A 26,253-nucleotide genomic window follows, 5' to 3' on the forward strand; every position below is an offset into this window, starting at 1 on the left:
GTCAGCTGTGCTTCTGGGCCAGGTTGTCGCGCACGATCTTCTCGATCAGCGCGTCGGCGTCGGCCAGCTGCTCGCTGTAGGCATTGGTCGACAGCACCGGCTTGGCCGGCGGCCTGGCGGCGAGCACCGCGCCGTCCTGGTCATGGACGTCGACATCGACGCTCATGCTCAGGCCCATCCGCAGCGGATGCTCGGCCAGTTGTGCCGGATCGAGGTCGATCCGCACCGGCACGCGCTGTACGATCTTGATCCAGTTGCCGCTGGCGTTCTGCGCCGGCAGCAGCGAGAACGCGCTGCCGGTGCCCATGCCGAGGCTGCCGATGGTGCCGTCGAAGGTGACGTCATCGCCGTACAGGTCGGCGTGGACCTCGACCGGCTGGCCGATGCGCATGTCGCCGAGCTGGGTTTCCTTGAAGTTGGCCTCGACCCACATCTGCTCCAGCGGCACGATCGTCATCAGCGACGCGCCCGGCTGCACGCGCTGGCCGAGCTGCACGTGGCGCTGGGCGACGTAGCCGGACACCGGCGCGACGATCGACGCGCGCTGCAGCGTGAGGTAGGCCTGTCGCACCTGCGCGGCGGCGGCGCGGACCTGCGGTTGCTCGGCGACCGGGTTGCCGGAATCGACCATCGCGCGGTTGCGCGAGAGTTGCCCCTGCGACGCCGACAACGCGGCCTGCGCGGCGGACAGCTGGTCGCGGGCGTGGGCCAGTTCCTCGGCCGAGACCGCGCCGCTGGCGACCAGTCCTTCGCGGCGGGCGACGTCATTGCGCGCACGCTCGACCGCGACCCGCTGCGCGTCCAGTTCGGCCTGTCCCGCATCGACCACGCTGTACAGTCCGCGCACCTCGCGCACCGCACTGGCGAGGTTGGCGACGGCCTGTTCGTAGGCGACCCTGGCGTCGTTGGGATCGAGCTGCACCAGCACTTGGCCGGCGTGCACCTTCATGCCGTCGTCGACCCCGATGCTGACCACCGTGCCGGCGGTCTGCGGGGTGATGCTGACCACGTTGCCCTGGGCGTAGGCGTCGTCGGTGTCCTGGTGCCAGCGCGCGACCAGCAGGTACCAGGCGGCCCAGACGATGGCGACGACCGCGATCACCGCGGCAAGGATCAGCAGCGCCCTGCGACGCTTGTTGTTCTTCGGCGGCTCGGCCGCGGCGGTGGCTTGCGGGTTGAATTCGGTGGTCATGGCGTGGGGTTCCGGGCTGGGGCCGTGGCGATGTCTGGAGTGGTGGGCGCGGTTGGCGCGGTGAGCACGAGGCCGCCGCCGAGCGCGAGGTCGAGGTCGATCGCGGCGGCCAGTCGCTGGCTGCGCAGCGCGACGATCTGCTGGTCGAACTGCAGCAGCGGCTCCTGCGCCGACAGCACGTCGATCTGGTTGCCGAGGCCGGCGCGGTAGCGCGCGGTGGCGATGTCCCAGGCCGCTTGCGCGGCGTCGCGGGCCTGCACGGTGGTGGCGATCCGGCCATCGAGCGCGCGCATCGCCTGCAACGCGTCGGCGACCTCGCGCAGGGCGCCGACCAGGCTCTGGTTGTAGCCGGCGACGGCGAGGTCGTAGTCGGCGTTGCTGCCGGCCAGCTGGTTGCGCAGGCGGCCGCCGTCGAAGATCGGCAGGCTGATCGCGGGGCCGCCGTAGGCCAGCAGCGCGTCGCTGCCGAACAGGTCGGACAGCCCGCCCGAGGCGAGCCCCGCCATCGCGTTGAGGTTGATGGTCGGGTAGAACGCGGCCTTGCTGGCGTCGATGCCGTGGCGCGCGGCCTCGACCCGCCAGCGAGCGGCGACCACGTCGGGGCGGTGGCCGAGCAGCTCGCTTGGCAGCACGTCGGGCACGGTCGGCGATGGCGCGTCGAGCAGGCGCGGCGGGGTGATTTCCAACCCGCGGTCGGGGCCTTGACCGAGCAGCGCGGCGAGTGCGTTGCGGGTGGCATCGATCTGCTGCTGCGCGGCCTGCGCCTGTTGCCGGGCGCTGGCGGCGTTGGCCTCGGCGAGGCGGATCTGCAGGTTGTTGTCGAGGCCCGCGTCGACGCGTTGCCGGCCGAGGTCGAGCAGTTCGCTGGCACGGGCCTGCTCGTCGAGCGCGACGTCCTTCGCCTCGTGCGCCTGCGCCAGCACGACATAGGCGCGGGCGATGTTGGACGCCAGCGTCAGCCGTGCGGCCTGCGCATCGACCTCGGCCGCGCGGGCCTCGCCGAGTGCGGCCTGCCACTGCGCGCGCTGACCACCCCAGAGGTCGGGGCTGTACTTGAAGTTGAGGGTCAGCAGGGTGCTGCCGTTGGTCTCGCCGCCGAGCTCGTCGCCGGCCAGCGTCGAGGGGATCCGCACGACCGAGTACTGCGCACCGACGCCAAGCGTCGGCGAGCGCGCGGCGTCGGCCAGTCCGGCGCGGGCGATCGCCTGGCGCACGCGGGCGTCGGCGGCGGCGAGGCTCGGAGTGCCGGCCAGCGCTTCGGTGATCAGTGCGTCGAGCTGCGGATCGCCGAACGCGGTCCACCAGTCCTGCCGGGGAAAGGCGGCGTCGGAAATCGATGCGTCGGACGTGCCGTCCGTGCCGAGGCTGCGGCTTGCGGCGAGGCTGTCGGCATCGAGCGGGTCGCCGGACGGCGCCAGCCCGCGGGTGCTCGCACAGCCCGCCAGCAGCGCGCCGAGCGAAATCGCGAGGAAAACGGGCCCCAGCCCGCGGTGCGGGCGAAATTCTGTCGAAGGCATGGGTCAGGAACCGGAAGGAGGTTGGAGGTTGTCGCGGGCCTGTTCGAGCAGGCGGGTGAGCTGGGCGCGGTCGGCCTCGCTCATGCCGGCCATGGCGCGCTCGCGCACGCGCATGCCGCACTGGTTGATGTCCTGCCAGATCCGCTGGCCGTCATCGGTCAGGCCGATGTTGGTGGCGCGGCGGTCGTCGGGGTCGGTGGTGCGGGTGACCAGGCCCTTGGCCTCGAGCTTGTCGAGCAGCCGGGTCATCGCGCCCGGATTGACCTCCGCCGCACGGGCGAGGTCGGTCACCCCGGCGGTGCCGGTCGCGAGCTTCTTGAGGGTGATGTACTGGCTGAAGGTCAGGTCATGGCCGAGCCCGGCCAGTTCCTGCTCCATCCGCGCCCACATCGCATCGCGGACCTGCCGGAACAGCAGGCCGAGGGTCGAGCCGGTGCAGGGCTGTTCCGGTGGCGGGGTGGGGGCGGAGCTCATGGCGCCGAATATTGCTAGCCCATGCAATAGTTGTCAAGGCAAATATTGTCTAGGCAATCAAGTCGCCGGATTCGGTAAAACCCTTGTTCAGCTGGTGCGGTGCAGCACCAGTTCCAGCACGAACTTGCTGCCAAAAAAGGCCAGCACCAGCAGTGCCATCGCCGCCAGGGTCCAGCGCACCGCGACCGCGCCGCGCCAGCCGTAGCGCCAGCGGCCCAGCAGCAACCCGCCGAACGCCAGCCACGACAGCACGCTGAGCACGGTCTTGTGGGCCAGATGCTGGGCAAACATGTTCTCGACGAACAGGGCGCCGGTCAGCAGGGTCGCGGTCAGCAGCACGAAGCCGACCCCGATGGTGCGGAACAGCAGGGTTTCCAGCTCCACCAGCGGCGGCAGGGCGCGCAGCCAGCGGTGGAACTCGCGACGACGCAGGCCACGCTCCTGCAGCCACAGCATCAATGCCAGCAACGCCGCGATCGCCAGCGTCGCGTAGGCGAGCAGGGCGGTCCAGGCGTGCAGTTGCAGGCGCCAGCCCAGCGGTTCCGGCGGCACGTGGCCATAAGCGTGGTAGCCGCCGAGCGCCAGCGCGGCCAGCGGAAACACCACCACCCCCAGCGCACGCATGCGCCCGGACGCCCCGACGATCGCGGTCAGCGCCGCCATCCCGAGCCCGACCAGTGACAGCGCCGCGAAGAAATGCATGTCCGCGCCGCCGCTTCCGCGCCAGGCGAGCAGGTGCGTAGCGGCGTGCAGGCCGACGCCGATGGCGGCCAACACCAGCCAGGCCCTGCCGTGCCCGCTGTCGCGCCGCACGTTGGCGACCAGCAGTCCGGCGGCGGCGAGATAAAGCAGGATCGCGATGAGAACGATTGTCATCGCCGGAGTTTGGCATACGCCCCGCCCACGCGCGCCCTCACCCCGGCCCTCTCCCGCAAGCGGGGAGGGAGCAACAGCGGCGGGCTATACTTCGCAACCGATTTTTCCCACCTCCGCAGGTCCCCGCTCCCATGTTCGAATCCCTGACCCAGCGCCTGTCCGGCACCGTCGAGCGCCTGCGTGGCCGTGGCCGCCTGTCCGAGGAGAACATCCGCGAATCGCTGCGCGAGGTCCGCATCGCCTTGCTCGAAGCCGACGTCGCGCTGCCGGTGGTGCAGGCGATGATCGAGCGGATCAAGGTCCGCGCGGTCGGCCAGGAAGTGCTGAAGTCGCTGACCCCGGGCCAGGCCCTGGTCAAGATCGTGCGCGACGAGATGACCGCGGTCATGGGATCGCAGGCCAGCGACCTCAACCTCAACGTGCCGGCGCCGGCGGTGATCCTGATGGCCGGCCTGCAGGGCGCGGGCAAGACCACCACCGTCGCCAAGCTGGCCAAGCACCTGAAGGACAAACGCAAGAAGAAGGTCATGGTGGTGTCGGCCGACGTCTACCGCCCGGCCGCGATCGCCCAACTGGAGACGCTGGCGCAGCAGGTCGACGTGCTGTTCTTCCCGTCGCAGGCCGACCAGAAGCCCGAGGCCATCGTCCGCGCCGCGATCGACGACGCCCGCAAGTCGTTCGCCGACGTGCTGATCGTCGACACTGCCGGCCGCCTCGCGATCGACGAGGCGATGATGTCGGAGATCAAGGCGCTGCACGGCGCCGTGAACCCGGCCGAGACCCTGTTCGTGGTCGACTCGATGACCGGCCAGGACGCGGCGACCACCGCCAAGGCCTTCGGCGAGGCACTGCCGCTGACCGGTGTGGTGCTGACCAAGACTGACGGCGACGCCCGCGGCGGCGCGGCGCTGTCGGTGCGCTACGTGACCGGCAAGCCGATCAAGTTCATCGGCGTCAGCGAGAAGCCCGACGGCCTCGACGTGTTCCATCCCGAGCGCGTTGCCAGCCGCATCCTCGACATGGGCGACGTGCTGTCGCTGGTCGAGCAGGTCGAGCAGCAGGTCGACCAGGACAAGGCGGCAAAGTTGGCGGCGAAGGTCGCCAAGGGCAAGAAGTTCGACCTCAACGACATGAAGGACCAGCTCGAGCAGATGCAGAGCATGGGCGGCATCAGCGGCCTGATGGACAAGCTGCCGGGCATGGGCCAGATCCCCGAGTCGGTCAAACAGCAGGTGACCGGCAAGGAGGTCCCGCGGCTGGTCGCGATCATCAACTCGATGACGCTGAAGGAGCGCCGCAACCCGGCCTTGCTGAACGGCTCGCGCCGCAAGCGCATCGCCGCCGGCTCCGGCATGACCCCGGCCGACGTCAACAAGCTGATGAAGCAGTACCAGCAGATGGAAAAGATGATGGGCAAGCTGGGCCGCGGCGGCATGAAGGGCATGATGCGCGGCATGCGCGGGATGATGGGCGGCCGAGGCGGCATGCCCTTCTAGAACGCCGCCAAAGGCGACCGCTTCCTTCTCACGCCTGTCGAAGGACGCAATTGCTTTTCCTTCTCCCGCCTGCGGGAGAAGGCCCGAAGGGCGGATGAGGGCACGCGACATCGCAGGTGCGACGCAAGCGCCGTTTCGCATGCCCTCACCCCAACCCTCTCCCGCAAGCGGGAGAGGGAGCAAAGACGCGTTGCGCTCCCAGACAAGAGGGGGCGCATTCGCCTTCCCTTCTCCCGCTTGCGGGAGAAGGTGCCCGCAGGGCGGATGAGGGCGCGCGACACCGCAGATGCGACGCAAGCGCCGTTTCGCATGCCCTCACCCCAGCCCTCTCCCGCAAGCGGGAGAGGGCGTAGAGGGGCATAGCAGCCGGGAGGTTCCCTCGGGCGAAAAACCCTTTATACTTGCCGGCTTACCCCGTCATTCCGACGGCTGGGCGACACAGGAAAGCATACCCATGGTCAAAATTCGACTGACCCGCGGCGGCGCCAAGAAGCGTCCCTTCTACCACATCATCGTTACCGACAGCCGCAGCGCCCGCGACGGCCGCAACATCGAGCGCGTCGGTTTCTACAACCCGGTGGCTGCCGGCGCCGAGAAGCGCGTCGAGCTCGACACCGCCCGCGTCCAGCACTGGCTGGGCCACGGCGCGCAGCTGACCGACAAGGTCGCCGTGCTGTACAAGGAAGCGCTGAAGTCGGCCGACGCGCCGGCCACCGCCGCCTGACCTGCAGGCCGCGCCCCGCGCGCGGCCGCATGACGACATGAACGAACCAGGGCGCCGCATCCTTCTGGGCAAGGTTGCAGGCGCCCTTGGTTTGCGTGGCGAAGTAAAGCTCGAGTCCTGGACCGAGCCGCGCGACGCGATCTTCCGCTACCAGCCCTGGACCCTGCGCGACGCCCACGGGCGCGAGCGCGAGGTCAGCGGCGTGCGTGGCCGCGAGACCGGCAAGCACGTGGTCGCGACGTTTCCCGATGTCGTCGACCGTACCACCGCCGAGGCCCTGCAAGGGCTGGAAATCCACGTCCCGCGCGACGCCCTGCCGCCGGCCAGGCCCGGCGAGTTCTACTGGGCCGACCTCGAAGGCCTGAGCGTGGTCACCGTCGACGGCGTTGCCCTGGGCACGGTCTCGCACCTGTTCTCGACCGGCGCCAACGACGTGCTGGTGGCCCGCGACGACGAGCGCGAACGCATGATCCCGTTCGTCCAGCCGCAATACGTCACCTCGATCGATATCGATGCCGGCGTGATCACGGTCGACTGGGACTCCGACTTCTAGCGGGCCGGCGAAGACCATGCGCATCGACGTCATCAGCCTGTTCCCCGAGTTCATCGCCCAGTGCGCCGCGTTTGGCGTGACCGGGCGCGCGGCCGAGCGCGGACTGCTGTCGCTGCACGGCTGGAATCCACGCGATTACGCCGAGGGCAATTACCGCCGGGTCGACGACCGCCCATTTGGCGGCGGCCCCGGCATGGTGATGCTGATCGACCCGTTGCGGGCCAGCCTCAAGGCCGCGCGGACAGCCGATCCGGCCCCGAGCCGGACGATCTACCTGAGTCCGCAGGGCGCGCCGCTGACCCAGGCGAAGGTCCGCGAACTGGCTGCCCACGACCGCCTGGTGCTGCTGTGCGGCCGCTACGAAGGCATCGACGAGCGTCTGGTCGCGGCCGAGGTCGACGAGGAAATCTCGATCGGCGACTACGTGCTGTCAGGCGGCGAGTTGGCCGCGGCGGTGCTGGTCGACGCGATCGCCCGGCTGCAGGAGGGCGCGCTCAACCACGCCGAGTCCGCGACCCAGGACAGTTTCGAGGACGGCCTGCTCGACTGCCCGCACTACACCCGCCCGGTCGAACACGAACTCGGGACGGTGCCGCCGGTGCTGATGTCCGGCAACCACGCCGCGATCGCGCGCTGGCGCCGCCAGCAGTCGCTGGCGCGGACCGCGCAACGGCGCCCGGAGCTGCTGGACGAGGCGAATCTGTCGAAGGCGGACCGCAAGCTGCTGGCCGAGTGGCGCGCGGGGCAGGACGGGTCGGGTCAGGGTGGGAGCAGGGAATAATCCGCCAACTACTGGCCACGCAAGGAGAAATCCCGCTATAATTCGCCGCTTAGCTACGCCTTGCTCCATCCAATGCCAGACGCGGGTCCACGTGCACTCGCGCTACAACGAATCCAACAGGCAGGCCGTAAAGGCCATCCAAACAGGTCAATGTCATGAACAAGCCCTCGATCCACACGCTGCTGCAGAACTTCGAATCCGAACAGGTCACGCGCGAGCTGCCTGCCTTCAGCCCGGGCGACACCATCGTCGTCAACGTCAAGGTCAAGGAAGGCAACCGCGAGCGCGTCCAGGCCTATGAGGGCGTGGTCATCGCGACCAAGAACGCCGGCCTGAACTCGGCCTTCACCGTGCGCAAGATCTCGCACGGCTTCGGCGTCGAGCGCGTGTTCCAGAGCCACAGCGCGATCATCGACTCGGTCGAGGTCAAGCGCCGCGGCAAGGTCCGCGCCGGCAAGCTCTATTACCTGCGTGGTCTGGAAGGCAAGAAGGCGCGCATCAAGGAAGACCTGGCCGCATATGCGAAGGCCAAGGCCGAAGCGGCTGCCGCGAAGTAATTCGCGCCCCGCGATGCGCAACGACGGCCGCCCCAGGGCGGCCGTTTGCGTTTGCGGGATGAGGGAACCCGTGCTTTTTGTAAGGGGCGACGTAAGTCGCGATCGGAAACCCACATGGCAACCCGGCTTCCCATCGCGACTTACCGAGGTCGGCATGCGACCTCACTCCTACAATGGCCCGATGACCGAACCAGTCAACACTCCGACCGTACGCCTCGACCTGTGGCTGTGGGCCGCGCGCTTCTACAAGACCCGCGCTCTCGCCAAGCACGCGATCGAGACCGGCAAGGTCGAGGTCGACGGCCAGCGCGCCAAGCCGTCGCGGACGCTGCGGGTCGGCAACGCGCTACGGGTTGGCCGCGGCGAAGAAACCTTCGAGGTCACCGTGCTCGCGCTTGCCGAGAAGCGCGGCCCGGCCAGCGTGGCGCGGACCCTGTACGAGGAATCCGAAACCTCACGCGCGGAGCGCGAGCGCATCCGTGCATTGCGTGCCGCGGAACGCGCCGGCTACCAGCCGCCCGAAACCAAGCCCGACAAGCGGGCCCGTCGGCTGATCAGGGCGCTGGGCGATATCGACGCGCTGTAGCCGGATCGATGCGGTAGCCGATCGAAAAGCTGCAACCGGTCCGCCAAGGCGCGTGCCCGCTCAGCGACCGCCGGTAAAGATCGAGCCGCCAAGCTTGAGCAGGTCCGACACGTCGGCATCGCCGTCGCCATCCCGGTCGAGCACCGCGCCCAGCAGGCCGCCACCGATGCCGCCCTGCTGGCGGATCTGCTGCTGCTCCTGCCCCAGGACATTGCCCAACGCCTGCGGACTGGCCCCGGCATTGCCGCCACCCAGCACGCGCTTGGCCAGATAGGCCATCACGATCGGCGCGAGCATTTTCAACAACGAGTTGGCGCGATCGCCGCCCAGCCCGGTCGCCGCGCCCAGCCCCTGCGCCGCGGTCTGCTCGCGGGCGCCGAAGACATGGCCGAGGATGTCGCCGCCACCACCGCCACCACCGAGGACCGCGCCCAGCACGCTGCCGACGTCGAGGCCGGCATGGTCCTTCTGCAGCGCGCCGAACAGCGCCTGCGCGCCTTGCGGCTGGCTCGCGTTGCGGCCGAGCGCGCCCATCAGCAGCGGCAACGCGGCCGATACGGCGTTGGCGGTCTCGTCGGGCGCCAGCCCGAGTTGCTGGCTCATCTGCTGCAGCGGCTGGCCCTGCAGCTGGTGCATCAGGTCGTTGGTCAGGGAGGTGGCCATGGCGAGTCCATCCTTGTTGGGAGAAGCCCGATCCTAGCGCCAAACCGCCGGTTCATGGCCATGCCCGGAAAACGGGCTACTCGAACGAACGGCTCGCGCTGAGCCCGACCAGCCAGTTGCGGCCCGGCGACGGTTCGTAATAGCGGCCGCCGCCAGAGTTGACGATGACGGAACCGATGATGTCGCGGTCGAACAGGTTGTTGAGGCGCACGAAGCCACGCCAGTCCAGCCCGGCGATGCTGAAACGGTGCTCGGCAGCGAGGTCGAAGCGGGTGTAGGCGGGCGCCGCTTCGCTGTTGCCGTCGTCGACGTGGACGCGGTCGACGAAGCGGCCGTCGAGCAGGATGTCGGTGCGGTCGGAGGGACTCCAGCGCAACTCGGCCCATGCGGAATGACGGGACAGGCCGGGGATGTGCCGCCCGGCTTCGATCAGCCGGTCCTGTTCCCCGCACGGCGCCTCGGCGCACACCGCGAAGTCGGTCAGGTAGCGGGCGTCGAGCAGGGTGTAGCTGCTGGCGAAATGCCACCGATCGGCCAGTTCGCCCGACGCTGCCAGCTCCAGCCCGCGACGGCGCGAAATGCCGGCGTTGCCGTAGATGCTGCGTCCACCATCGTTGGCCACGACCACCAGTTCGTCCTCGGTACGGCTCTGGAACACCGCGGCGGACCAGTCGAGGCGATCGGTGCGCGCGCGCAGGCCGAGTTCGTGGTTGCGGCTGCGGGCAGGGCGCAGGGCGTCGTTGAGGCCGCCAAGGCCGTCGCTGCGATAGGCCAGTTCGGAGAAGGTCGGAGTCTCGAAACCGCCGCCGGTGTTGGCGTACACGCTGAGCCGGTCGGTCGCGCGGAACAGCACGCCGGCGACCGGCGAGGTGCGCGAATACTCCAGGGTGCCGCTGTCGTCGGGGTTGATGTCGGTGAAGAAGTGGTCGTCCGAGTCGAACTCCACCCGGCTGTGGCGCGCGCCGATGTTGATCCGCCAGCGCTCGGCCGGCTCCCAGTCGGCCTGCACGTAGACGTCGCGCGCGGTGACGCGGTTGCGCTCGTCGCGCCGCAACGCACCGACCACGCCGATGGTTTCGCCGATGAAGTTCTCGTTGCCGAGCCGGTGCTCATCGGAGACTTCGTAGTCGAGGCCGGTGGTCACCGAGAACGGTCGTTGCCACAGCTGCGTGGACCAGCGCCAGCGGCTGTCGATGCCGAAGTAGTCGCGGTCCAGATCGATCGCGCCGCCGTTGTGCAGCGGGTTGTCGCGCTGCACCGCCACCGGTACCGACAACATCTGCGTGGTCTGGCGGTTGCCGCCGTAGGCGGTCACTGCGTAGGCATGGCTGGCCGAGAGTTCCTGCTCGATGCGTGCGCCGAGCTGGTGCTGCCGGACGGTCTTGCGGGTGTCGAATGCCAGTGCGCCATCGCTGGCGGCACGGCGGTCGCCCTGCAACTGCTCCAAGGTCAGGCCCTGCGGGTCATCGGCTTCGAGATCGAGACTGTTGAGCAGCAGGGTGTAGCGGGCCTCGTTCGCGAACGTGCCGCGCAGCAATGCCTGGCCGCTGCTTCGCCGTGCGGCGCTGTGGTCGCGGTAGCCGTCGCTGTCGACGTTGACCAGGTCGAGCAGGAAATCGCCGTCGTCGCGGCGGCCGGTCGGAGTGTGGAACGACACCGACGAACGCTGCAATCCATCGTCGCCGGCGATCAGCCCAGCACGTACAAGTGGCTGGTCCGGCGCGTCGGCTGTGAACAGCGAAATGACGCCACCGGAGGCGTTGCCGTACAACGCCGAGAACGGCCCGCGCAATACCTCGATGCGACCGGCCGATTCCAGCGGGAAGTGCGAGACCTGGCCTTGGCCGTCGGGCATCGTCGCCGGGATGCCGTCGGTATACAGGCGCACGCCGCGCACGCCGAAGGTTGCGCGTGCGCCGAAGCCGCGGACCGAGACCTGCAGGTCCTGCGCCTGGTTCTGGCGGTCGCGCGCGACCACGCCGGGGACGCGCTGCAGCGATTCGGACAGGTCGATCTTCGGTTGTGCGCGGCCGATCTCCGCCGCCGTGATCACGTCGATCGCGGCAGGGACCAGCAGGGCGTCGTCGGGATTGCGTGTCGCGGTCACCACCACCGGGTCGAGTTCGGTGGCGTCGTTGCTTGACTGGGCCAGCGCCGGCGTCGTCAGCAGGGCGGTTGCCGTGGCGACGGCGAGCAGGGAAACACGCATTGGGCGTCCTTGTGGAGTAGTGCGTCGGGTTGGGGCGGGCGATGGGGCCGCGTCATGCATCGCATCGGGACCATATGCATCGGTCCTTCAGTACTGGGTGAAAGAAGTTCGATGGGGCTTCGTGTAGGAGCGACGTGAGTCGCGACCGCACGGCGATCCCGGCTGTCCTGGCGTTCGCGACTTACGTCGCTCCTACAAAAGTCCGGACGGATGGTTATCCAAGCGACTTCAGGCGGTACAGCGCTTCGAGCGCCTGCTTGGGCGTCAACTCGTCGGGATCGATCGCGGCGAGTGCGTCCAGTGCGGCGGAGGCGGGTGCGAACAGTCCGATCTGCTGCGGCTGGTCCAGCGCGGCGGCGGCCATCGACGGCTTGGGTGCGTCGCGGCTCTGTTGCTCCAGTTCGGCCAGCCGGCCACGCGCCTGGTTGACCACAGAGCGCGGCAATCCCGCCAGCGCCGCGACCTGCAATCCGAAGCTGCGATCGGCCGGGCCGTCCTTGACCGCGTGCATGAACACCAGCGTGTCGCCGCGTTCGCGGTCGTGGTGCTCGACCGCATCCAGGTGGACGTTGGCGATGCCGCTGCCGCCGCTGTTGTTGGGCTCGCCGGCCAGCGTGGTCAGTTCGAAATAGTGGGTCGCGAACAGGGTGTAGGCGCGATTGGCATGCGCGAGGTGCCGCGCGCAGGCCTCGGCCAGCGCGAGGCCGTCGTAGGTCGAGGTGCCGCGGCCGATCTCGTCCATCAGTACCAGCGACTGCTCGGTGGCGTGGTGGAGGATGTAGCTGGTTTCGCTCATTTCGACCATGAAGGTCGACTGCCCGCGCGCGAGGTCGTCGCCAGCGCCGATGCGGGTCAGGATGCGGTCGACCGGGCCGATCACCGCGCGCGTCGCCGGCACGAAGCTGCCGATGTGCGCCAGCAGCACGATCAGCGCGTTCTGGCGCATGTAAGTGCTCTTGCCGCCCATGTTCGGACCGGTGATCACCAGCATCCGGCGGTCCTCGTGCAGGACCAGGTCGTTGGGTTCGAACGGCTCGCTGCGCACCGCCTCGACCACCGGATGGCGGCCGCGTTCGATGCGGATGCCGGGCTCCTCCGACAGTTCCGGCCGCGACCAGTCCAGCGACTGCGCGCGCTCGGCCAGGCCGGCCAGCACGTCGAGTTCGGCCAGCGCGGCGGAGCAGCGCTTCAACGGCTCCAGCCGCTCGCCTAGGACATCGAGCAATTGTTCGTACAACAGCCGCTCGCGGGCGAGAGCGCGCTCGCGCGCCGACAGCACTTTGTCCTCGAACTGCTTGAGTTCCTCGGTGATGTAGCGCTCGGCGTTGGCCAGGGTCTGGCGACGGGTGTAATGGGTCGGCGCCTTGGCCGCGTGGGCCTTGCTGACTTCCAGGTAATAGCCGTGCACGCGGTTGTAGCCGACCTTCAGCGTGGCGATGCCGCTGGCTTCGCGCTCGCGGGTTTCGAGGTCGACCAGGAACTGGTCGGCGGTCGACGACAGCGTGCGCAACTCGTCGAGTTCGGCGTCGTAACCATCGGCGAACACGCCACCATCGCGCGCCAGCACCGGCGGCTGTTCGACGATGGCCGAGCGCAGCAGGTGGGCATGCGCATCGTGCTCGCCGAGTTCGACTGCCAGTTCGCCGAGGCGCGGTGAATCGAGCGGACCGAGCACGCGGCGCAGTTCTGGCAGCAGGCCCAGGCCATCGCGCAGGGTCGACAGGTCGCGCGGGCGCGCGCTGCGCAGGGCGATGCGGGTGAGGATGCGCTCGAGGTCGCCGAGCGCGCGGAACTGCGTGCGCAGGTCGTCGCCGGCCGTGGATCCAGCGAGAATATCGACGGCGTGGTGGCGCAGGCGCAGTGTCGCACGGTCGCGCAGCGGGCGGTGCAGCCAGCGGCGCAGCAGGCGGCCACCCATCGGGGTGACGGTGGAGTCGAGCACGCCGAGCAGGGTGTGGCGGGTATCGCCATCGACCCGGGTGTCGAGCTCGAGGTGGCGGCGGGTCGCGGCGTTCATCGCGATCGCGCCGTCGCCGGATTCGATCGCAATCGAGGTCAGGTGCGGCAGGCGCTGCTTCTGGGTTTCCTCGACGTAGCCGAGCAGCGCGGCGGCGGCGGAAATCGCCAGCGGCCGGTCGTCCAGGCCGAAACCGGTCAGGTCGTGCAGGCCGAAGAACTTCAGCAACTGGCGGCGGCCGCTGTCGGCGTCGAACAGCCATGGCGGGCGCCGGCGCAGGCCGTTGCGCTCGACCACGAACGCCGGCCAGCCGTCCTCGTCGGCGCACAGGGTCTCGGCCGGCTCCAGCCGCGCGAGTTCGGCTTCGAGCGCGTCCTCGCTGGTGACTTCGTTGACCATGAAACGGCCGCCGGCGAGGTCCGCCCACGCCAGTCCGAACCCGGCCTTGTTGCGCGACACCGCCAGCAGCAGGGTGTCGCGGCGCTCGCTCAGCAGCGCCTCGTCGGTGACCGTGCCGGGGGTGACGATGCGAACCACCTTGCGTTCGACCAGGCCCTTGCTCGCGGCCGGGTCGCCGATCTGCTCGCAGATCGCCACCGATTCGCCCAGCGCCACCAGCCGCGCCAGGTAACCCTCGGCGGCGTGGTGCGGCACGCCCGCCATCGGGATCGGCTGGCCGGCCGAACTGCCGCGCTGGGTCAGGGTGATGTCGAGCAGCTTCGCGGCCTTCCGGGCGTCATCAAAGAACAGTTCGTAGAAGTCGCCCATGCGGAAGAACAGCAGCACGTCCGGATGCTCTGCCTTGGCGGCGAAGAACTGCTTCATCAGGGGCGTGTGCGCGTCGGTATTGCGGGCGTTTGCGGCGGAACTGGACTGGGGCACGGCTCGGCGGTCGGAAAAAAGCGAGGGGAGCGGGCGGACCCGTTCGATGGCCACAGTATGCCAGTCGCCATCGCGGTGGCCGGGACTGCTGCAATGCGGCATGCGCGGCCATACGCTGCCGTGTAGGTTCTGTGGCGGCGGTCACGGTCGCGGTGTTTCGGCGGCCGGTTGCGCCCGCCGGTTGTTCGGGGAAGTCCTGCAGTCATTCGGCAACAACTCCGGGGAGAGTCGCGATGGATTCGAGCAGGCTGGATCGGAAGGTCCTGGTACTCGCAGTGGTGGCGGTCCTCGGCGCCGGGTGGGCGCCCGCGCATGCGCAACAGGCCGCTGAACCGGCCCCCGGCGAGGAGGAGGCGACCACGCTGTCGGCGATCACCGTCACCGCCCAGAAGCGCGAGGAAGCGCTGCAGGACGTGCCGATCGCGATCACCGTGCTGGACGAGCAGTTGCTGCAGGACACCGGCGTGCGCGACATCAAGGACATGCAGCTGCTGGTGCCGGGGCTGACCGTGACCAGCACCCAGAGCGCAGTGCAGACCACCGCGCGCATCCGCGGCATCGGCACGGTGGGCGACAACCCGGGTCTGGAATCGTCGGTCGGCGTGGTCATCGACGGCGTCTACCGGCCGCGCAACGGCGTCGGCTTCGGCGACCTCGGCCAGATCGAGCGGATCGAAGTGTTGAAGGGGCCGCAGGGCACGGTGTTCGGCAAGAACACCTCGGCCGGCGTGATCAACGTGGTCACCCGTCGCCCGAGCTACACCACCGTGGTCGAGGGCGAACTGACCGTCGGCAATTACGACGCGCTCGGCGCGGCCGGCTCGTTCAACACGCCAATCGGTGACAACGCGGCGTTCAACATCTACGCGGCCAAGCGCAAGCGCGACGGGCACATGGAAGTGCGAACCGGCGTCGGACCGCGTCAGGAGACCGACGATTACGACCAGAATTTCCACTCGCTGCGCGGGCAACTGCTGGTCGAGCCGACCGACGACCTCGACATCAACCTCATCGCCGACTTCACCAGCCGCGAGGAGAACTGCTGCACCGGCGTGACCATCGTCCGCGAGAACACCCCCGGGCTGCCGTTCAACGCGCCGATGCAGGTGATCAACGCGCTGGCCGGGGGCGAGGGAGTGAGTCCGACCGTCGATCCGTTCGCCCGGGTGGCCTACAGCAACCGCAGCACCGAACAGGACATCAAGGACAAGGGCATCTCGGCCCAACTCGACTGGGCCACGCCATGGTTCGGTGGCGCCGACCTGACCTCGATCACCGCGGTGCGCGACTGGCAGGCGATCAACGGCCTGGACTTCGACTTCAGTGCCGCCGACGTGCTGTACCGCGCGCCGGACCCGGACGAATCGTTCACCGGCTTCGAGACCTTCAGCCAGGAGTTCCGCCTGACCGGGTCGACCGCCAGCGTCGACTGGATGGTCGGGATGTTCTATGCCGACGAGGACCTCGACCGGCATGACTCCTACCGGATCGGCGCGGCGTACGAGCCGTACCTGTCGACGCTGGTCGGCAGCCAGGTGCTCGGCGGACTGGCCGCGCAGCTGGGGCCGATGGGCATCACCGTCGACCAGTCCAACCCGGCGTCGTTCTTCTCGCAGGTCAGCGGGCAGCCGTTCGGCGGCAACTTCGCCGGGCTTGGCGCGCTCGACCGCTACGACCAGAACTCGCGCAGCTTCGCGTTGTTCACCAACAACACCTGGCACGCCACCGATGCGCTCGACCTGACCTTGGGCCTGCGTGCGACGCGCGAGAACAAGACCCTCGATTCGATCTATTCCAACCCCAACGGCAGCGTGGGCTGTGGCGCGGTGCTGGCCGATCCGGCCGGGCGGGTCGCGGCCGCATTGATGGCCCGCGGTGTTCCGATCACGGCGCTGCCGCCGGACGTACAGGCGCAGATCCTCGGCGCCGTCGCACCGCAGGTCGCGGGCTACATGTGCCTGCCCTGGGCCAACGCGTTGCACAACGGCCGGGTCACCCACCAGGAGCGCGACGAGGACGAATGGTCGGGCACGCTGAAGGCGGCCTACCGCTGGAACGAGCAGGTGATGACCTATCTGTCGGCCGCGCGCGGCTACAAGGCCGGCGGCTTCAACCTCGACCGAGTGCAGTCGTCCAATGGCTTGTCCAGCGGCACCGCCGGCATCGCGCCGGTCGACGACACCTCGTTCCCGGGCGAGTTCGTCGACAGCTACGAACTCGGGGCCCGCACCACCTGGGCCGACGGCAACCTGCTGCTCAACGCGACCCTGTTCCACCAGACCTACACCGACTTCCAGCTCAACAGCTTCCTCGGCACCAGCTTCGTGGTGCGGGCGATCCCGGAAGTCGTGTCGCAGGGCGTCGACGCCGAGGCGATCTGGCAGACCGGCATCGAGGGGCTGCTGCTGCAGGGCGGGGTGATGTATGCCGACACCCGCTATGGCGACGAGACGTTGCCCGACGCCGATCTCGCGTTGTTGCCCGGCAGCCGCGCCAGCTTCGCGCCGTTGTGGTCGACCAGTGGATCGTTGACCTACGAGCACGGTCTCGGCGCCGACCTGGTGGCGCGCTTCAACATCGGCGCGAAGTACACGTCCGACAGCAACACCGGTTCCGATCTCGATCCGCAGAAAGCGCAGGCCGCCTACACCGTCGCCAACGCGCGGCTCGGCTTCGGCGCCAGTGATCGCAGCTGGATGCTGGAACTGTGGGCGGACAACCTGACCGACGAGGAATACATCCAGGTCGGCTTCGACGCCCCGTTGCAGGCCGGTGCTTGGAACGCCTTCCTCGGCGCCCCGCGTACCTACGGGGTGACCCTGCGCGTTCGGTACTGATGGGGCGGGGCCGGTATAGTCGGCCCCATGAGCAAAGACGTATCCGACGCCGCCCTCCAGCGCCTCGCCGAGCAGGTCGGCGAGGCGGCCCGCAAACACCACCATCGGCTGGTCACTGCCGAGAGTTGCACCGGCGGCTGGATCGCCAAGACCCTGACCGATATCGCCGGGGCCTCGGAGTGGTTCGAAAGCGGCATGGCCGCCTACAGCTACGAGGCCAAGCAGGCACTGCTCGGGGTCCAGCCACACACGCTGGAGCAGCACGGCGCGGTCAGCCGGGAAACCGTGATCGAGATGGTGTCCGGCGCGCTGGTGCATTCCGGCGCCAGCCTGGCGGTTGCGGTGACGGGCATCGCCGGGCCCGGCGGGGGTATCGAGGACAAGCCCGTCGGCACCGTGTGGATCGCCTGGAAGAGCCGTGGCGGCTACCCGACGGCGGTGGTGTTCCACTTCGATGGCGACCGCGAGGCCGTGCGCCGGCAGACTGTCGCCGCGGCGTTGCACGGACTGCTCGACCTCGCCGCCTGAGCCGTGGGGCAGGGGCTTGCGCCCTGCTGAAAGTTGTTAGTAGTATTACTACTAATGAACGCGCTGACCGAAACCCAGCAAGCCATCCTCGCCCTGATCGGCGAGCGCATCGCGGCTGACGGCATGCCGCCCTCGCAGACGGAGATCGCCCGCGCGATGGGGTTCTCCGGCGTCCGTGCCGCGCAATATCACCTCGAAGCACTGGAACAGGCCGGCGTGATCCGCCGGGTGCCGGGCAAGGCGCGTGGCATCCAGTTGGTGCAACCGGACGCGGACGCCGTGTCGGACGAGCTGCCGCCACCCAGCTTCGATGACGCGCTGCGCCTGCCGATCCTCGGCCGGGTTGCCGCAGGGGCACCGATCGGGGCCGATGCCGGGGTCGACGACTACATCCTGCTGGACCGCAATATCTTCTTCCCGTCGCCGGACTACCTGCTCAAGGTCCAGGGCGACTCGATGCGCGACGAGGGCATCTTCGATGGCGACCTGATCGGCGTGCATCGGACACCGGAGGCGCGCTCCGGTCAGATCGTGGTTGCCCGGATCGATGACGAGATCACGGTCAAGCTGCTGAAGATCGCCAGGGACCGCATCAGGCTGCTGCCGCGCAACCCCGATTACGCCCCCATCGAAGTGCTGCCCGACCAGGATTTCGCGATCGAGGGGTTGTACTGCGGGCTGGTACGGCGTGGGCACTGAGGCGTGCCCGGGCTCCGGTTTGCGTGCCTCCGGGCGCGGTGTTTTCCGACCCGTTGCCGGCGCCTTGCCCGATCGCACGGGTACATCGCCCGACGCTAATTTCGAAACCGCCGCCGTGGTCGCAGCCCCTGCGACCGGCGCTGCCTAACCTGCATCCAACCAATTGACGCCACCCGAGGATTCCACGATGGACGAGAACAAGAAGCGCGCACTGGCCGCCGCACTGGGCCAGATCGAAAAGCAGTTCGGCAAGGGCTCGGTCATGCGCATGGGCGACCGGGTGGTGGAAGCGGCCGAAGTGATCGGTACCGGCTCGCTGATGCTCGACATCGCGCTCGGGATCGGTGGCCTGCCCAAGGGCCGCGTGGTCGAGATCTACGGCCCGGAGTCCTCGGGCAAGACCACCCTGACCCTGCAGGCGATCGCGCAATGCCAGAAGAACGGTGGCACCGCCGCCTTCATCGATGCGGAGCACGCGCTCGACCCGGTCTACGCCGCCAAGCTCGGCGTCAACGTCGACGACCTGCTGCTGTCGCAGCCCGATACCGGTGAGCAGGCGCTGGAGATCGCCGACATGCTGGTGCGCTCGGCCGCGGTCGACATCGTGGTGGTCGACTCGGTCGCCGCGCTGACCCCGCGGGCGGAGATCGAGGGCGAGATGGGCGACCAGCTGCCCGGCCTGCAGGCCCGCCTGATGAGCCAGGCGCTGCGCAAGCTGACCGGCAACATCAAACGCTCGGGCACGCTGGTGGTGTTCATCAACCAGCTGCGCATGAAGATCGGCCAGATGATGCCCGGCCAGAGCCCCGAGGTGACCACCGGTGGCAACGCGCTGAAGTTCTACGCCTCCGTGCGCCTCGACATCCGCCGGATCGGCGCGGTCAAGAAGGGCGACGAGATCATCGGCAACCAGACCAAGATCAAGGTGGTCAAGAACAAGATGGCGCCGCCGTTCAAACAGGTCTTCACCGAGATCCTGTACGGCCAGGGCATCTCCCGCGAGGGCGAGCTGATCGACATGGGCGTCGACGCCAAGCTGGTGCAGAAGGCGGGTGCCTGGTACAGCATCGGCGAGGAGCGCATCGGCCAGGGCAAGGAGAACGCCCGCCAGTACCTGAAGGAAAACCCGGAGCTGGCCCAGCAACTGGAAGCGACGCTGCGCGAGAAGTTCGTGCCGGCCGAAGCCAGGCCCGGTGAGGACGACGGCGACGATGCCGATACGGATGCCTGAGCCGCACGGCTGAGCGATGCAGGATGACGCGCCCGACGATGATGGCCTGCCCGGTGGCGACACCGGCGGCCTGTTCGGTCCCGAAGGCGTGGTGGGCGGCCGCCGCCGCAAGCGGCCGGTCGCCACAACCACCCAGCGCGCGCTGGCCCTGCTGGTAAGGCGCGAGCATTCGCGCAAGGAGCTTGCCCGCAAGCTGGTAACGCGGGGGCTCGACCCGGTCGAGGTCGACCAGGCCGTCGACAAGCTCACCGACGCCGGCTGGCAGGACGACGGGCGTTTCGCCGAAAGCCTCGTCCGCAACCGCGTCAATGGAGGGTACGGCCCGATCCACATCCGGGCCGAGCTCCGTACGCATGATCTGGACAGCGATGCCATCGCGGCGGCGCTCGACAGCTTCGAGGGCGATTGGGTCGAGAATGCCCGTGACCTGGTCCGCCGCCGCTTCGGCGATGGCGTCGCGGATGACCTTGGCCTGCGCCGCAAGGCAGCCGATCTGTTGATGCGCCGTGGCTTTCCCGGCGACGTCATCCGCGCCGCGACCCGTCTCGACCCGGACGACTGAACTCCCTCTCCCGCTTGACCCGCTGCAGCACCCGGTCCGCCTCCCTGATACGCTATCGAGCTATTTCGCGGCTGTCTCCCGCGCGCTGGTCGCCCTCCCGGGGCATCGGCGCGGCGACAACCTGCCCAGCCCTCTCGATTACGTGCCAGGCATGAACAACGCTTCCCAGATCACCACCAACGATATCCGCCGCGATTTCCTCGAGTTCTTCCGCGAGCGCGGCCATACCATCGTGCCCTCGGCGCCGCTGGTGCCGGCCAACGACCCGACGCTGCTGTTCACCAACTCGGGCATGGTCCAGTTCAAGAACGTGTTCCTGGGCAGCGAGAAGCCCGGCTACGTGCGGGCGGCGGACGTCCAGCGCTGCCTGCGCGCCGGTGGCAAGCACAACGACCTCGACCAGGTCGGCTACACCGCGCGCCACCACACCTTCTTCGAGATGCTGGGCAACTGGTCGTTCGGCGACTACTTCAAGGAAGACGCGATCAAGTGGTCCTGGCAGCTGCTGACCGAGGCCTGGAAGCTGCCGGCCGAGCGCCTGACGGTCACCGTCTACCAGACCGACGACGAGGCCTACGCGATCTGGCGCGATGTCATCGGCGTGCCGGAGGCGCGGATCATCCGCATCGGCGACAACAAGGGCGCGCCGTTCGCCTCGGACAACTTCTGGCAGATGGCCGACACCGGTCCGTGCGGCCCCTGCACCGAGATCTTCTACGACCACGGCGAACAGCACTTCGGCGGCCCCCCGGGTTCGCCCGACGAGGACGGCGACCGCTTCATCGAGATCTGGAACCTGGTGTTCATGCAGTTCGACCGCCAGCCCGACGGCACCCTCGCGCCGTTGCCGGCGCCGTGCGTCGATACCGGCATGGGCCTGGAGCGCCTCGCCGCGATCCTGCAGGGCAAGCATGGCAACTACGAGATCGACATCTTCCAGCACCTGATCGCGGCCGCGGCCCGGCTTACCGGCACCAGCGACCTCGACAACAAGTCGCTGCGCGTGATCGCCGACCACATCCGCGCCTGCGCGTTCCTGATCATCGACGGCGTGCTGCCGTCCAACGAAGGCCGCGGCTACGTGTTGCGCCGGATCATCCGCCGCGCCCTGCGCCATGGCTGGATGCTCGGCCGCAAGCAGCCGTTCTTCCACGACATGCTCGGTCCGCTGATCGAGGTCATGGGCGACGCGTACCCCGAACTGCGCGACAAGCGCGAGCTGATCGACCGCGCCCTGCTGGCCGAGGAGGAGCGTTTCGCCGAGACGCTCGATTCGGGCATGCGCATCTTCGACGAAGTCGCGGCGCGCTCGAAGGACACGATCCCCGGCGCCGATGCCTTCCGCCTGTACGACACCTACGGTTTCCCGGTCGACCTGACCGCCGATATCGCCCGTGAACGTGGCCTGTCGATCGACATGGAGGGCTTCGATGCGGCGATGACCCGCCAGCGCGAAACCGCCCGCGCCGCAGGCAAGTTCGGTGGCACCACCACCTTGTCGGCCGAGCTCGCCTCGCAACTGCAACCCACCGTGTTCCTGGGTTACGACGGACTGGTCGAAGGCGGCCTGGCAATCGTCGCCCTGCTCAAGGACGGCCGTCCGGTGGAGTCGATCGAGGCCGGTGACGAGGCCGTGGTCATCCTGGACCGCACCCCGTTCTACGCCGAAAGCGGCGGCCAGGTGGGCGACGCGGGCGAGCTCGACGACGCCGGCACCCGCTTCGTGGTCAACGACACCGTGAAGCTCGCCGGCCAGTTCCACGGCCACGTCGGCCGGCTCGCCGCCGGCAGCCTCAAGCGTGGCGATCGCCTGCTCGGTTCGGTCGACGCCGGGCGCCGCAACGCGACCGTGCTCAACCATTCCGCGACCCACCTGCTGCATGCCGCCCTGCGCGGGGTCCTCGGCGAGCACGTAGTGCAGAAAGGCTCGCTGGTCGCTCCCGAGCGCCTGCGCTTCGACTTCGCGCATTTCCAGCCGGTCACCGCCGCGGAACTGGCCGAGATCGAACGCCGGGTCAACGCCGAGGTGCGCGCCAACCACGCCGCCGAAATCCACCACATGGGCATGCAGGAAGCGCTCGACTTCGGCGCCATGGCGCTGTTTGGCGAGAAGTACGGCGACGAAGTCCGCGTGTTGCGGATGGGCGAGGGCTCCACCGAACTCTGCGGAGGCACCCATGTGAGCCGCACCGGCGACATCGGCCTGTTCAAGATCGTCTCCGAGGGCGGCGTCTCGGCCGGGGTGCGCCGGATCGAGGCGCTGACCGGGCAGGGCGCGCTCGACCACGTGACGGTCGAGGAAGATCGCCTGGGCGAGGCTGCGCGACTGCTCGGTGGCAATGCCGCCGACGTGGCCGACAAGGTGCGGGGGCTGGTCGAGCGGCAGAAAAAACTCGAGCGTGAGCTGGAGACATTGAAGGCCCGCGCGGCCTCGGGCGCGACCGCCGATCTCGCCGGCTCCGCCGTCGAGGTGGGCGGCCTGAAGGTACTGGCCGCGCGACTCGAGGGGTTCGATGCAAAGGCCCTGCGCGACGCGCTGGACCGGCTCCGCCAGCAGCTTGGCGACGCGGTCGTGATCCTCGCCGGCACCGGCGAGGGCAAGGCGGCACTGGTCGCCGGCGTCGGTGGCAGCGCGCTGGGCCGGGTCAAGGCCGGGGAGCTTCTCGGCCATGTCGCCGGCCAGATCAACGGCAAAGGTGGCGGACGGCCAGATATGGCACAGGGCGGTGGAGAGGACGGACCGGCGCTGATTGCAGCACTGGCGGGCGTTCCGGGCTGGGTGGAGGCCCGGCTGACCTGACTGGACCATGACTTCTTTCGCTTGTAGCCGTGTCCCTGCACGGGGATAATTGACGTTTAGCCAGTAGTTGGAAGCGTTGCCATATCATTGGCAACGCAACCGCCGACGCACGAAGCGCGGCACAAGGAGAATTCCATGCTTATCCTGACGCGACGCGTCGGTGAAACCCTGATGATCGGCGACTCGGTGACCGTCACCGTGCTCGGCGTCAAGGGAAACCAGGTACGTATCGGCATCACTGCACCGAAAGATGTGGCAGTGCACCGCGAAGAGATCTACCAGCGCATCCAGCGCGGCGAAGAGCCGTCCGAGGGTGACGCCAACAACACCTCCGACTGAAAAAGTTTGCCGCGGGTGGAGCGAGCCGTTATGCTTCCCGGCCGCACCGGCTTGTGTGATGCGGAGAGTTGCCCGAGTGGCTGAAGGGGCTCCCCTGCTAAGGGAGTATGGGGGTTAAACTCCATCGAGGGTTCGAATCCCTCACTCTCCGCCAGTTCTATTGCAGTCAGTCCTGTCGCAGTACGTTCCACCGCATGAAAAAGCGTTGACGGATCGGTTTCCGACCTTCATAATTTTTCGACTAGGCGCCCGTAGCTCAGCTGGATAGAGCACCAGGCTACGAACTTGGGGGTCGGAGGTTCGAATCCTTCCGGGCGCACCATACAGAAGTTGAAAGGGTCGACGAGCACCACTCGTCGGCCCTTTTTTTTTTGGCCGCGCACGATCCGCGTTGGCCTGTCGCGGCCGGTATCGACGTAGCTATCCGCTGCCATGAATGAAGCCCTGCAACTGCGCCGTGACTCCGGGCAAACCCGCGAGCCCCGGGCGTCGACGCCATCCTCCCAGCAAGCATGCGCGCCGCAGGTACGGCTCCCGCAAGCCCCCTCCCTGCAGGCCACATTCAACGAGGCCTGGCCTCCGGTCGGGTGGGCGCGGCGATTGCGCGTGGGCGCCGGTGCCGTGCTTGTCGAACAGGTCGACTGGCTGCCATGGCTGGGCGATGCGCGCGCGTTGCTCGATCCGCGCGAACTGGCCTGCGTCGAACGTCGCCACCGGCCCGGTGACCGGGTGAACCTGATCCTGGCGTACGCGCTGCATCGGCTGCTGCTGTCCGTCCTGCTCGACATCGCGCCGGCCGACGTCCCGATCGGGCGCGACGCCAAGGGGTGCCCGCGGGTGGAGGGGCATCCGCTGTGGACCAGCCTGAGCCACGCAGAAGGGCACCTGGCGTTCGCCTTCAGCCGGGTCGGCCCGGTCGGGATCGATATCGAACCGTCGACGCGGGTCGCCGAATTGCCGGAGATCGCGGACCGGGTATGCACGCCGGCCGAAGCCGACGCCATGCGGCAGCTGGAAGCATCGGCCCGGGCCAGGGCATTGCTGGAGTTGTGGATGCGCAAGGAGGCGCTGCTCAAGGCCGCGGGCATCGGGTTGGAGCGTGCGATGGAAACCTTCGACGCGCCGGTCGGCGTGCCACTGCGGCTGGAGGGGCTGGAAGCGGTTCGCGCGCGGATGCTTGCATCCGGTCCGGACTGCGTCGCGGCCATCGCCAGCGTCGAGCAAGCCGGGGTCGAGGGCAGGGGACCGGACATCCAGTGGCTTCGATCCACGCGGATGTGAAGGCCGGAGTATCCGCGCTCCTGCGTTGGTAATCGCGAGTGGGTAAAGACGCTGGTCGATGACGCGCAAACGCGTCGAGGGGGCAGGGGTGGGGATCGGTCTGGCAAACAGCAAGAATCGCGCAACCCTGCTGTTGTGGTTGGCGGAGGTGGCAATCATCGTGTTGGCGGTAGCCGGTGCGGCGTGGTTGCGCTTCCTGCACGATCCCGAGGGGCACCTCATCTTCTCCCAGGGCGCGCCCTCGCGTGCGCTGGTCGTCGCGCTGGTCACCACCACCGCGATGGCGGCGTTCGGCATGTACCAGGTGCATGGACGGCACAACCGCCACGACTTCCTGTTGCGCCTGGTGCTGTCGTTCGCCTTCGGCGGCACCGCGCTGCTGGTGCTGTACTACGTGCTGCCGGCCACCTACATCGGCCGTGGCGTGCTGCTGCTGGCGCTGGCCGCGGCATTCGCCGGCGTCTACCTGTTGCGCAGTGTCTCGCAGGCGATGTTCCAGTCGGAGGTGTTCCGGCGGCGCGTGCTGGTGCTGGGCGCCGGCCATAACGCCGACCTGATCAACACGCGGCTGCGCCGCGGCGGCGACCGGCGTTCGTTCGTGCTGCTTGGTTTCATCCCGATCGAAGGCCAGCCGGTCGCGGTCGGGTCGGCACTTCGCATCGAGGGGCCGGAGCCGCTGGCTGCGCTGGCCGAACGGCTGGACGTGGACGAGGTGGTCGTGGCGCCGGACGAGCGCCGCGGCGCGCTGCCGATGGACCAGATGCTGGCGTGCGCGCAACGCGGCATCGCGATGACCGACCTGTCGACGTTCTTCGAGCGCGAGGCGGGCATCGTCACGATGAAGGTGGCCGACCCGTCGTGGCTGGTGTTTTCCGGGGGCTTCGACCATTCGTTGCCGCGCCGGCTGAGCAAGCGCTTCTTCGACCTGATGGCGGCGTCGCTGATGCTGCTCGTCGCGTGGCCGCTGATGCTGCTGGTGATGCTGGCGGTGTCGTGGGACTCGCGCGGTCCGGTGCTGTACCGGCAGGTGCGGGTGGGCGAAGGTGGGCGCGAGTTCGAGCTGCTGAAGTTCCGCAGCATGCGCTGCGACGCCGAGTCCGATGGCGTGGCCCGGTGGGCGACCACGAGTGACGACCGCACCACGCGGGTCGGGCGCTTCATCCGGATGACCCGGCTGGACGAGCTTCCGCAACTGGTGAACGTGCTGCGTGGCGAAATGAGCTTCGTGGGACCGCGGCCGGAGCGGCCGCAGTTCGTCGACATGCTCAGCCAGGAGATCCGCTACTACGCGGTGCGCCACAGCGTGAAGCCCGGGCTCACCGGCTGGGCGCAGTTGCGCTATCGCTATGGCGCATCGGTGGAGGACGCGGAGGAGAAGTTGAAGTTCGACCTGTTCTACGTGAAGAACCACGGCCTCGTCTTCGACCTGATGATCCTGTTGCAGACGGTCGAGGTGGTGCTGTTCCAGCGCGGCGCGCGCTAGCGTCCGGCATGTGGCTGCGGCAGGGC

General features: G+C 68.6%; 22 protein-coding genes and 2 tRNA genes. 17 read left to right on the plus strand and 7 right to left on the minus strand.

Annotation, left to right across the window (positions count from 1 at the left end; all coding sequences use genetic code 11):
- Window position 1: 1 nt before the first annotated feature.
- The 4 genes from ACT9AS_RS10620 to ACT9AS_RS10635 form a co-directional block, all read right to left on the minus strand.
- Window positions 2–1,192 carry an HlyD family secretion protein gene (locus ACT9AS_RS10620; protein WP_445100105.1) on the minus strand — a complete coding sequence of 397 codons (1,191 nt, stop codon included), beginning with the start codon at window positions 1,190–1,192 and terminating at the stop codon, window positions 2–4.
- Window positions 1,189–2,709: an efflux transporter outer membrane subunit gene (locus ACT9AS_RS10625; protein WP_445100106.1), complete on the minus strand. Its 1,521-nt coding sequence runs from the start codon at window positions 2,707–2,709 to the stop codon at window positions 1,189–1,191. The genes ACT9AS_RS10620 and ACT9AS_RS10625 overlap by 4 nt, the downstream gene beginning before the upstream one ends.
- Window positions 2,710–2,712: 3 nt before the next feature.
- On the minus strand, window positions 2,713–3,183 hold the full coding sequence (locus ACT9AS_RS10630; protein WP_445100107.1) for a MarR family transcriptional regulator: 471 nt from the start codon (window positions 3,181–3,183) through the stop codon (window positions 2,713–2,715).
- An 87-nt stretch (window positions 3,184–3,270) separates the two neighbouring features.
- Window positions 3,271–4,059, minus strand: a complete 789-nt coding sequence (locus ACT9AS_RS10635) for a cytochrome c biogenesis protein CcsA (RefSeq protein ID WP_445100108.1) — start codon at window positions 4,057–4,059, stop codon at window positions 3,271–3,273.
- 131 nt (window positions 4,060–4,190) lie between these two features.
- Here ACT9AS_RS10635 and ffh point away from each other — a divergent pair, with 131 nt between their 5' ends.
- From ffh to ACT9AS_RS10665, 6 genes are all read left to right on the plus strand, one after another.
- Window positions 4,191–5,555 carry a signal recognition particle protein gene (gene ffh / locus ACT9AS_RS10640; protein WP_445100109.1) on the plus strand — a complete coding sequence of 455 codons (1,365 nt, stop codon included), beginning with the start codon at window positions 4,191–4,193 and terminating at the stop codon, window positions 5,553–5,555.
- A gap of 454 nt (window positions 5,556–6,009) precedes the next feature.
- Window positions 6,010–6,279, plus strand: a complete 270-nt coding sequence (gene rpsP, locus ACT9AS_RS10645) for a 30S ribosomal protein S16 (protein ID WP_332614180.1) — start codon at window positions 6,010–6,012, stop codon at window positions 6,277–6,279.
- Window positions 6,280–6,316: 37 nt separating this feature from the next.
- Complete coding sequence (rimM, locus tag ACT9AS_RS10650; protein ID WP_445100110.1) at window positions 6,317–6,832, plus strand: ribosome maturation factor RimM; 516 nt, start codon at window positions 6,317–6,319, stop codon at window positions 6,830–6,832.
- Between the two features lie 16 nt (window positions 6,833–6,848).
- Window positions 6,849–7,613, plus strand: a complete 765-nt coding sequence (gene trmD, locus ACT9AS_RS10655; RefSeq protein ID WP_445100111.1) for a tRNA (guanosine(37)-N1)-methyltransferase TrmD — start codon at window positions 6,849–6,851, stop codon at window positions 7,611–7,613.
- 155 nt (window positions 7,614–7,768) lie between these two features.
- Complete coding sequence (rplS, locus tag ACT9AS_RS10660) at window positions 7,769–8,170, plus strand: 50S ribosomal protein L19 (protein WP_445100112.1); 402 nt, start codon at window positions 7,769–7,771, stop codon at window positions 8,168–8,170.
- A gap of 181 nt (window positions 8,171–8,351) precedes the next feature.
- Window positions 8,352–8,756 (plus strand): S4 domain-containing protein, encoded by a 405-nt coding sequence (locus ACT9AS_RS10665; RefSeq protein WP_445100113.1) that lies wholly within the window; start codon window positions 8,352–8,354, stop codon window positions 8,754–8,756.
- A gap of 60 nt (window positions 8,757–8,816) precedes the next feature.
- Here the strand turns inward: ACT9AS_RS10665 and ACT9AS_RS10670 are convergent, their stop codons facing one another.
- The 3 genes from ACT9AS_RS10670 to mutS form a co-directional block, all read right to left on the minus strand.
- Complete coding sequence (locus ACT9AS_RS10670; RefSeq protein ID WP_445100114.1) at window positions 8,817–9,419, minus strand: DUF937 domain-containing protein; 603 nt, start codon at window positions 9,417–9,419, stop codon at window positions 8,817–8,819.
- Between the two features lie 76 nt (window positions 9,420–9,495).
- Window positions 9,496–11,628, minus strand: coding sequence for a TonB-dependent receptor domain-containing protein (locus tag ACT9AS_RS10675; protein WP_445100115.1), 2,133 nt, complete (start codon window positions 11,626–11,628; stop codon window positions 9,496–9,498).
- A 214-nt stretch (window positions 11,629–11,842) separates the two neighbouring features.
- A complete protein-coding gene (mutS, locus tag ACT9AS_RS10680; RefSeq protein WP_445100116.1) occupies window positions 11,843–14,410 on the minus strand; it encodes a DNA mismatch repair protein MutS in 2,568 nt (855 codons plus the stop codon).
- 290 nt (window positions 14,411–14,700) lie between these two features.
- Here mutS and ACT9AS_RS10685 point away from each other — a divergent pair, with 290 nt between their 5' ends.
- The 11 genes from ACT9AS_RS10685 to ACT9AS_RS10735 all read left to right on the plus strand — a co-directional run bounded on the left by ACT9AS_RS10685 (window position 14,701) and on the right by ACT9AS_RS10735 (window position 26,227).
- Window positions 14,701–17,304, plus strand: a complete 2,604-nt coding sequence (locus tag ACT9AS_RS10685; RefSeq protein ID WP_445100117.1) for a TonB-dependent receptor domain-containing protein — start codon at window positions 14,701–14,703, stop codon at window positions 17,302–17,304.
- Between the two features lie 27 nt (window positions 17,305–17,331).
- A complete protein-coding gene (locus tag ACT9AS_RS10690) occupies window positions 17,332–17,832 on the plus strand; it encodes a nicotinamide-nucleotide amidohydrolase family protein (protein WP_445100118.1) in 501 nt (166 codons plus the stop codon).
- 54 nt (window positions 17,833–17,886) lie between these two features.
- Entirely contained in the window at window positions 17,887–18,531 is a 645-nt protein-coding gene (lexA, locus tag ACT9AS_RS10695) for a transcriptional repressor LexA (protein ID WP_445100119.1), read from the plus strand.
- 187 nt (window positions 18,532–18,718) lie between these two features.
- Window positions 18,719–19,762 carry a recombinase RecA gene (gene recA / locus ACT9AS_RS10700; RefSeq protein ID WP_445100120.1) on the plus strand — a complete coding sequence of 348 codons (1,044 nt, stop codon included), beginning with the start codon at window positions 18,719–18,721 and terminating at the stop codon, window positions 19,760–19,762.
- Window positions 19,763–19,832: 70 nt separating this feature from the next.
- Window positions 19,833–20,324, plus strand: a complete 492-nt coding sequence (gene recX, locus ACT9AS_RS10705) for a recombination regulator RecX (RefSeq protein ID WP_445100359.1) — start codon at window positions 19,833–19,835, stop codon at window positions 20,322–20,324.
- 151 nt (window positions 20,325–20,475) lie between these two features.
- Window positions 20,476–23,124, plus strand: coding sequence for an alanine--tRNA ligase (gene alaS / locus ACT9AS_RS10710; RefSeq protein WP_445100121.1), 2,649 nt, complete (start codon window positions 20,476–20,478; stop codon window positions 23,122–23,124).
- A gap of 135 nt (window positions 23,125–23,259) precedes the next feature.
- Window positions 23,260–23,463 carry a carbon storage regulator CsrA gene (csrA, locus tag ACT9AS_RS10715; protein WP_445100122.1) on the plus strand — a complete coding sequence of 68 codons (204 nt, stop codon included), beginning with the start codon at window positions 23,260–23,262 and terminating at the stop codon, window positions 23,461–23,463.
- 62 nt (window positions 23,464–23,525) lie between these two features.
- A tRNA-Ser gene (locus ACT9AS_RS10720) sits at window positions 23,526–23,617 on the plus strand.
- Window positions 23,618–23,708: 91 nt separating this feature from the next.
- Window positions 23,709–23,785, plus strand: a tRNA-Arg gene (locus tag ACT9AS_RS10725).
- A 284-nt stretch (window positions 23,786–24,069) separates the two neighbouring features.
- The gene (locus ACT9AS_RS10730) at window positions 24,070–24,744 is read left to right on the plus strand and encodes a 4'-phosphopantetheinyl transferase superfamily protein (protein ID WP_445100123.1); all 675 of its coding nucleotides are present in this window, start codon (window positions 24,070–24,072) and stop codon (window positions 24,742–24,744) included.
- Between the two features lie 58 nt (window positions 24,745–24,802).
- Window positions 24,803–26,227 (plus strand): TIGR03013 family XrtA/PEP-CTERM system glycosyltransferase, encoded by a 1,425-nt coding sequence (locus tag ACT9AS_RS10735; protein WP_445100124.1) that lies wholly within the window; start codon window positions 24,803–24,805, stop codon window positions 26,225–26,227.
- Window positions 26,228–26,253 lie beyond the last annotated feature (26 nt).

This window comes from Lysobacter sp. F60174L2 (assembly GCF_052547135.1).

What these genes read in the sequence shown, in the direction of transcription:
- ACT9AS_RS10685 (WP_445100117.1), top strand. Translation starts at nt 14,701, where the DNA reads ATGGATTCGAGCAGGCTGGATCGGAAGGTCCTGGTACTCGCAGTGGTG.
- alaS (WP_445100121.1), top strand. Translation starts at nt 20,476, where the DNA reads ATGAACAACGCTTCCCAGATCACCACCAACGATATCCGCCGCGATTTC.
- mutS (WP_445100116.1), bottom strand. Translation starts at nt 14,410, where the DNA reads ATGAAGCAGTTCTTCGCCGCCAAGGCAGAGCATCCGGACGTGCTGCTG.
- ACT9AS_RS10620 (WP_445100105.1), bottom strand. Translation starts at nt 1,192, where the DNA reads ATGACCACCGAATTCAACCCGCAAGCCACCGCCGCGGCCGAGCCGCCG.
- trmD (WP_445100111.1), top strand. Translation starts at nt 6,849, where the DNA reads ATGCGCATCGACGTCATCAGCCTGTTCCCCGAGTTCATCGCCCAGTGC.
- ACT9AS_RS10690 (WP_445100118.1), top strand. Translation starts at nt 17,332, where the DNA reads ATGAGCAAAGACGTATCCGACGCCGCCCTCCAGCGCCTCGCCGAGCAG.
- ACT9AS_RS10675 (WP_445100115.1), bottom strand. Translation starts at nt 11,628, where the DNA reads ATGCGTGTTTCCCTGCTCGCCGTCGCCACGGCAACCGCCCTGCTGACG.
- ACT9AS_RS10735 (WP_445100124.1), top strand. Translation starts at nt 24,803, where the DNA reads ATGACGCGCAAACGCGTCGAGGGGGCAGGGGTGGGGATCGGTCTGGCA.
- rimM (WP_445100110.1), top strand. Translation starts at nt 6,317, where the DNA reads ATGAACGAACCAGGGCGCCGCATCCTTCTGGGCAAGGTTGCAGGCGCC.
- lexA (WP_445100119.1), top strand. Translation starts at nt 17,887, where the DNA reads ATGAACGCGCTGACCGAAACCCAGCAAGCCATCCTCGCCCTGATCGGC.
- rpsP (WP_332614180.1), top strand. Translation starts at nt 6,010, where the DNA reads ATGGTCAAAATTCGACTGACCCGCGGCGGCGCCAAGAAGCGTCCCTTC.
- recA (WP_445100120.1), top strand. Translation starts at nt 18,719, where the DNA reads ATGGACGAGAACAAGAAGCGCGCACTGGCCGCCGCACTGGGCCAGATC.
- ffh (WP_445100109.1), top strand. Translation starts at nt 4,191, where the DNA reads ATGTTCGAATCCCTGACCCAGCGCCTGTCCGGCACCGTCGAGCGCCTG.
- ACT9AS_RS10630 (WP_445100107.1), bottom strand. Translation starts at nt 3,183, where the DNA reads ATGAGCTCCGCCCCCACCCCGCCACCGGAACAGCCCTGCACCGGCTCG.
- rplS (WP_445100112.1), top strand. Translation starts at nt 7,769, where the DNA reads ATGAACAAGCCCTCGATCCACACGCTGCTGCAGAACTTCGAATCCGAA.
- ACT9AS_RS10670 (WP_445100114.1), bottom strand. Translation starts at nt 9,419, where the DNA reads ATGGCCACCTCCCTGACCAACGACCTGATGCACCAGCTGCAGGGCCAG.
- ACT9AS_RS10625 (WP_445100106.1), bottom strand. Translation starts at nt 2,709, where the DNA reads ATGCCTTCGACAGAATTTCGCCCGCACCGCGGGCTGGGGCCCGTTTTC.
- ACT9AS_RS10635 (WP_445100108.1), bottom strand. Translation starts at nt 4,059, where the DNA reads ATGACAATCGTTCTCATCGCGATCCTGCTTTATCTCGCCGCCGCCGGA.
- ACT9AS_RS10665 (WP_445100113.1), top strand. Translation starts at nt 8,352, where the DNA reads ATGACCGAACCAGTCAACACTCCGACCGTACGCCTCGACCTGTGGCTG.
- csrA (WP_445100122.1), top strand. Translation starts at nt 23,260, where the DNA reads ATGCTTATCCTGACGCGACGCGTCGGTGAAACCCTGATGATCGGCGAC.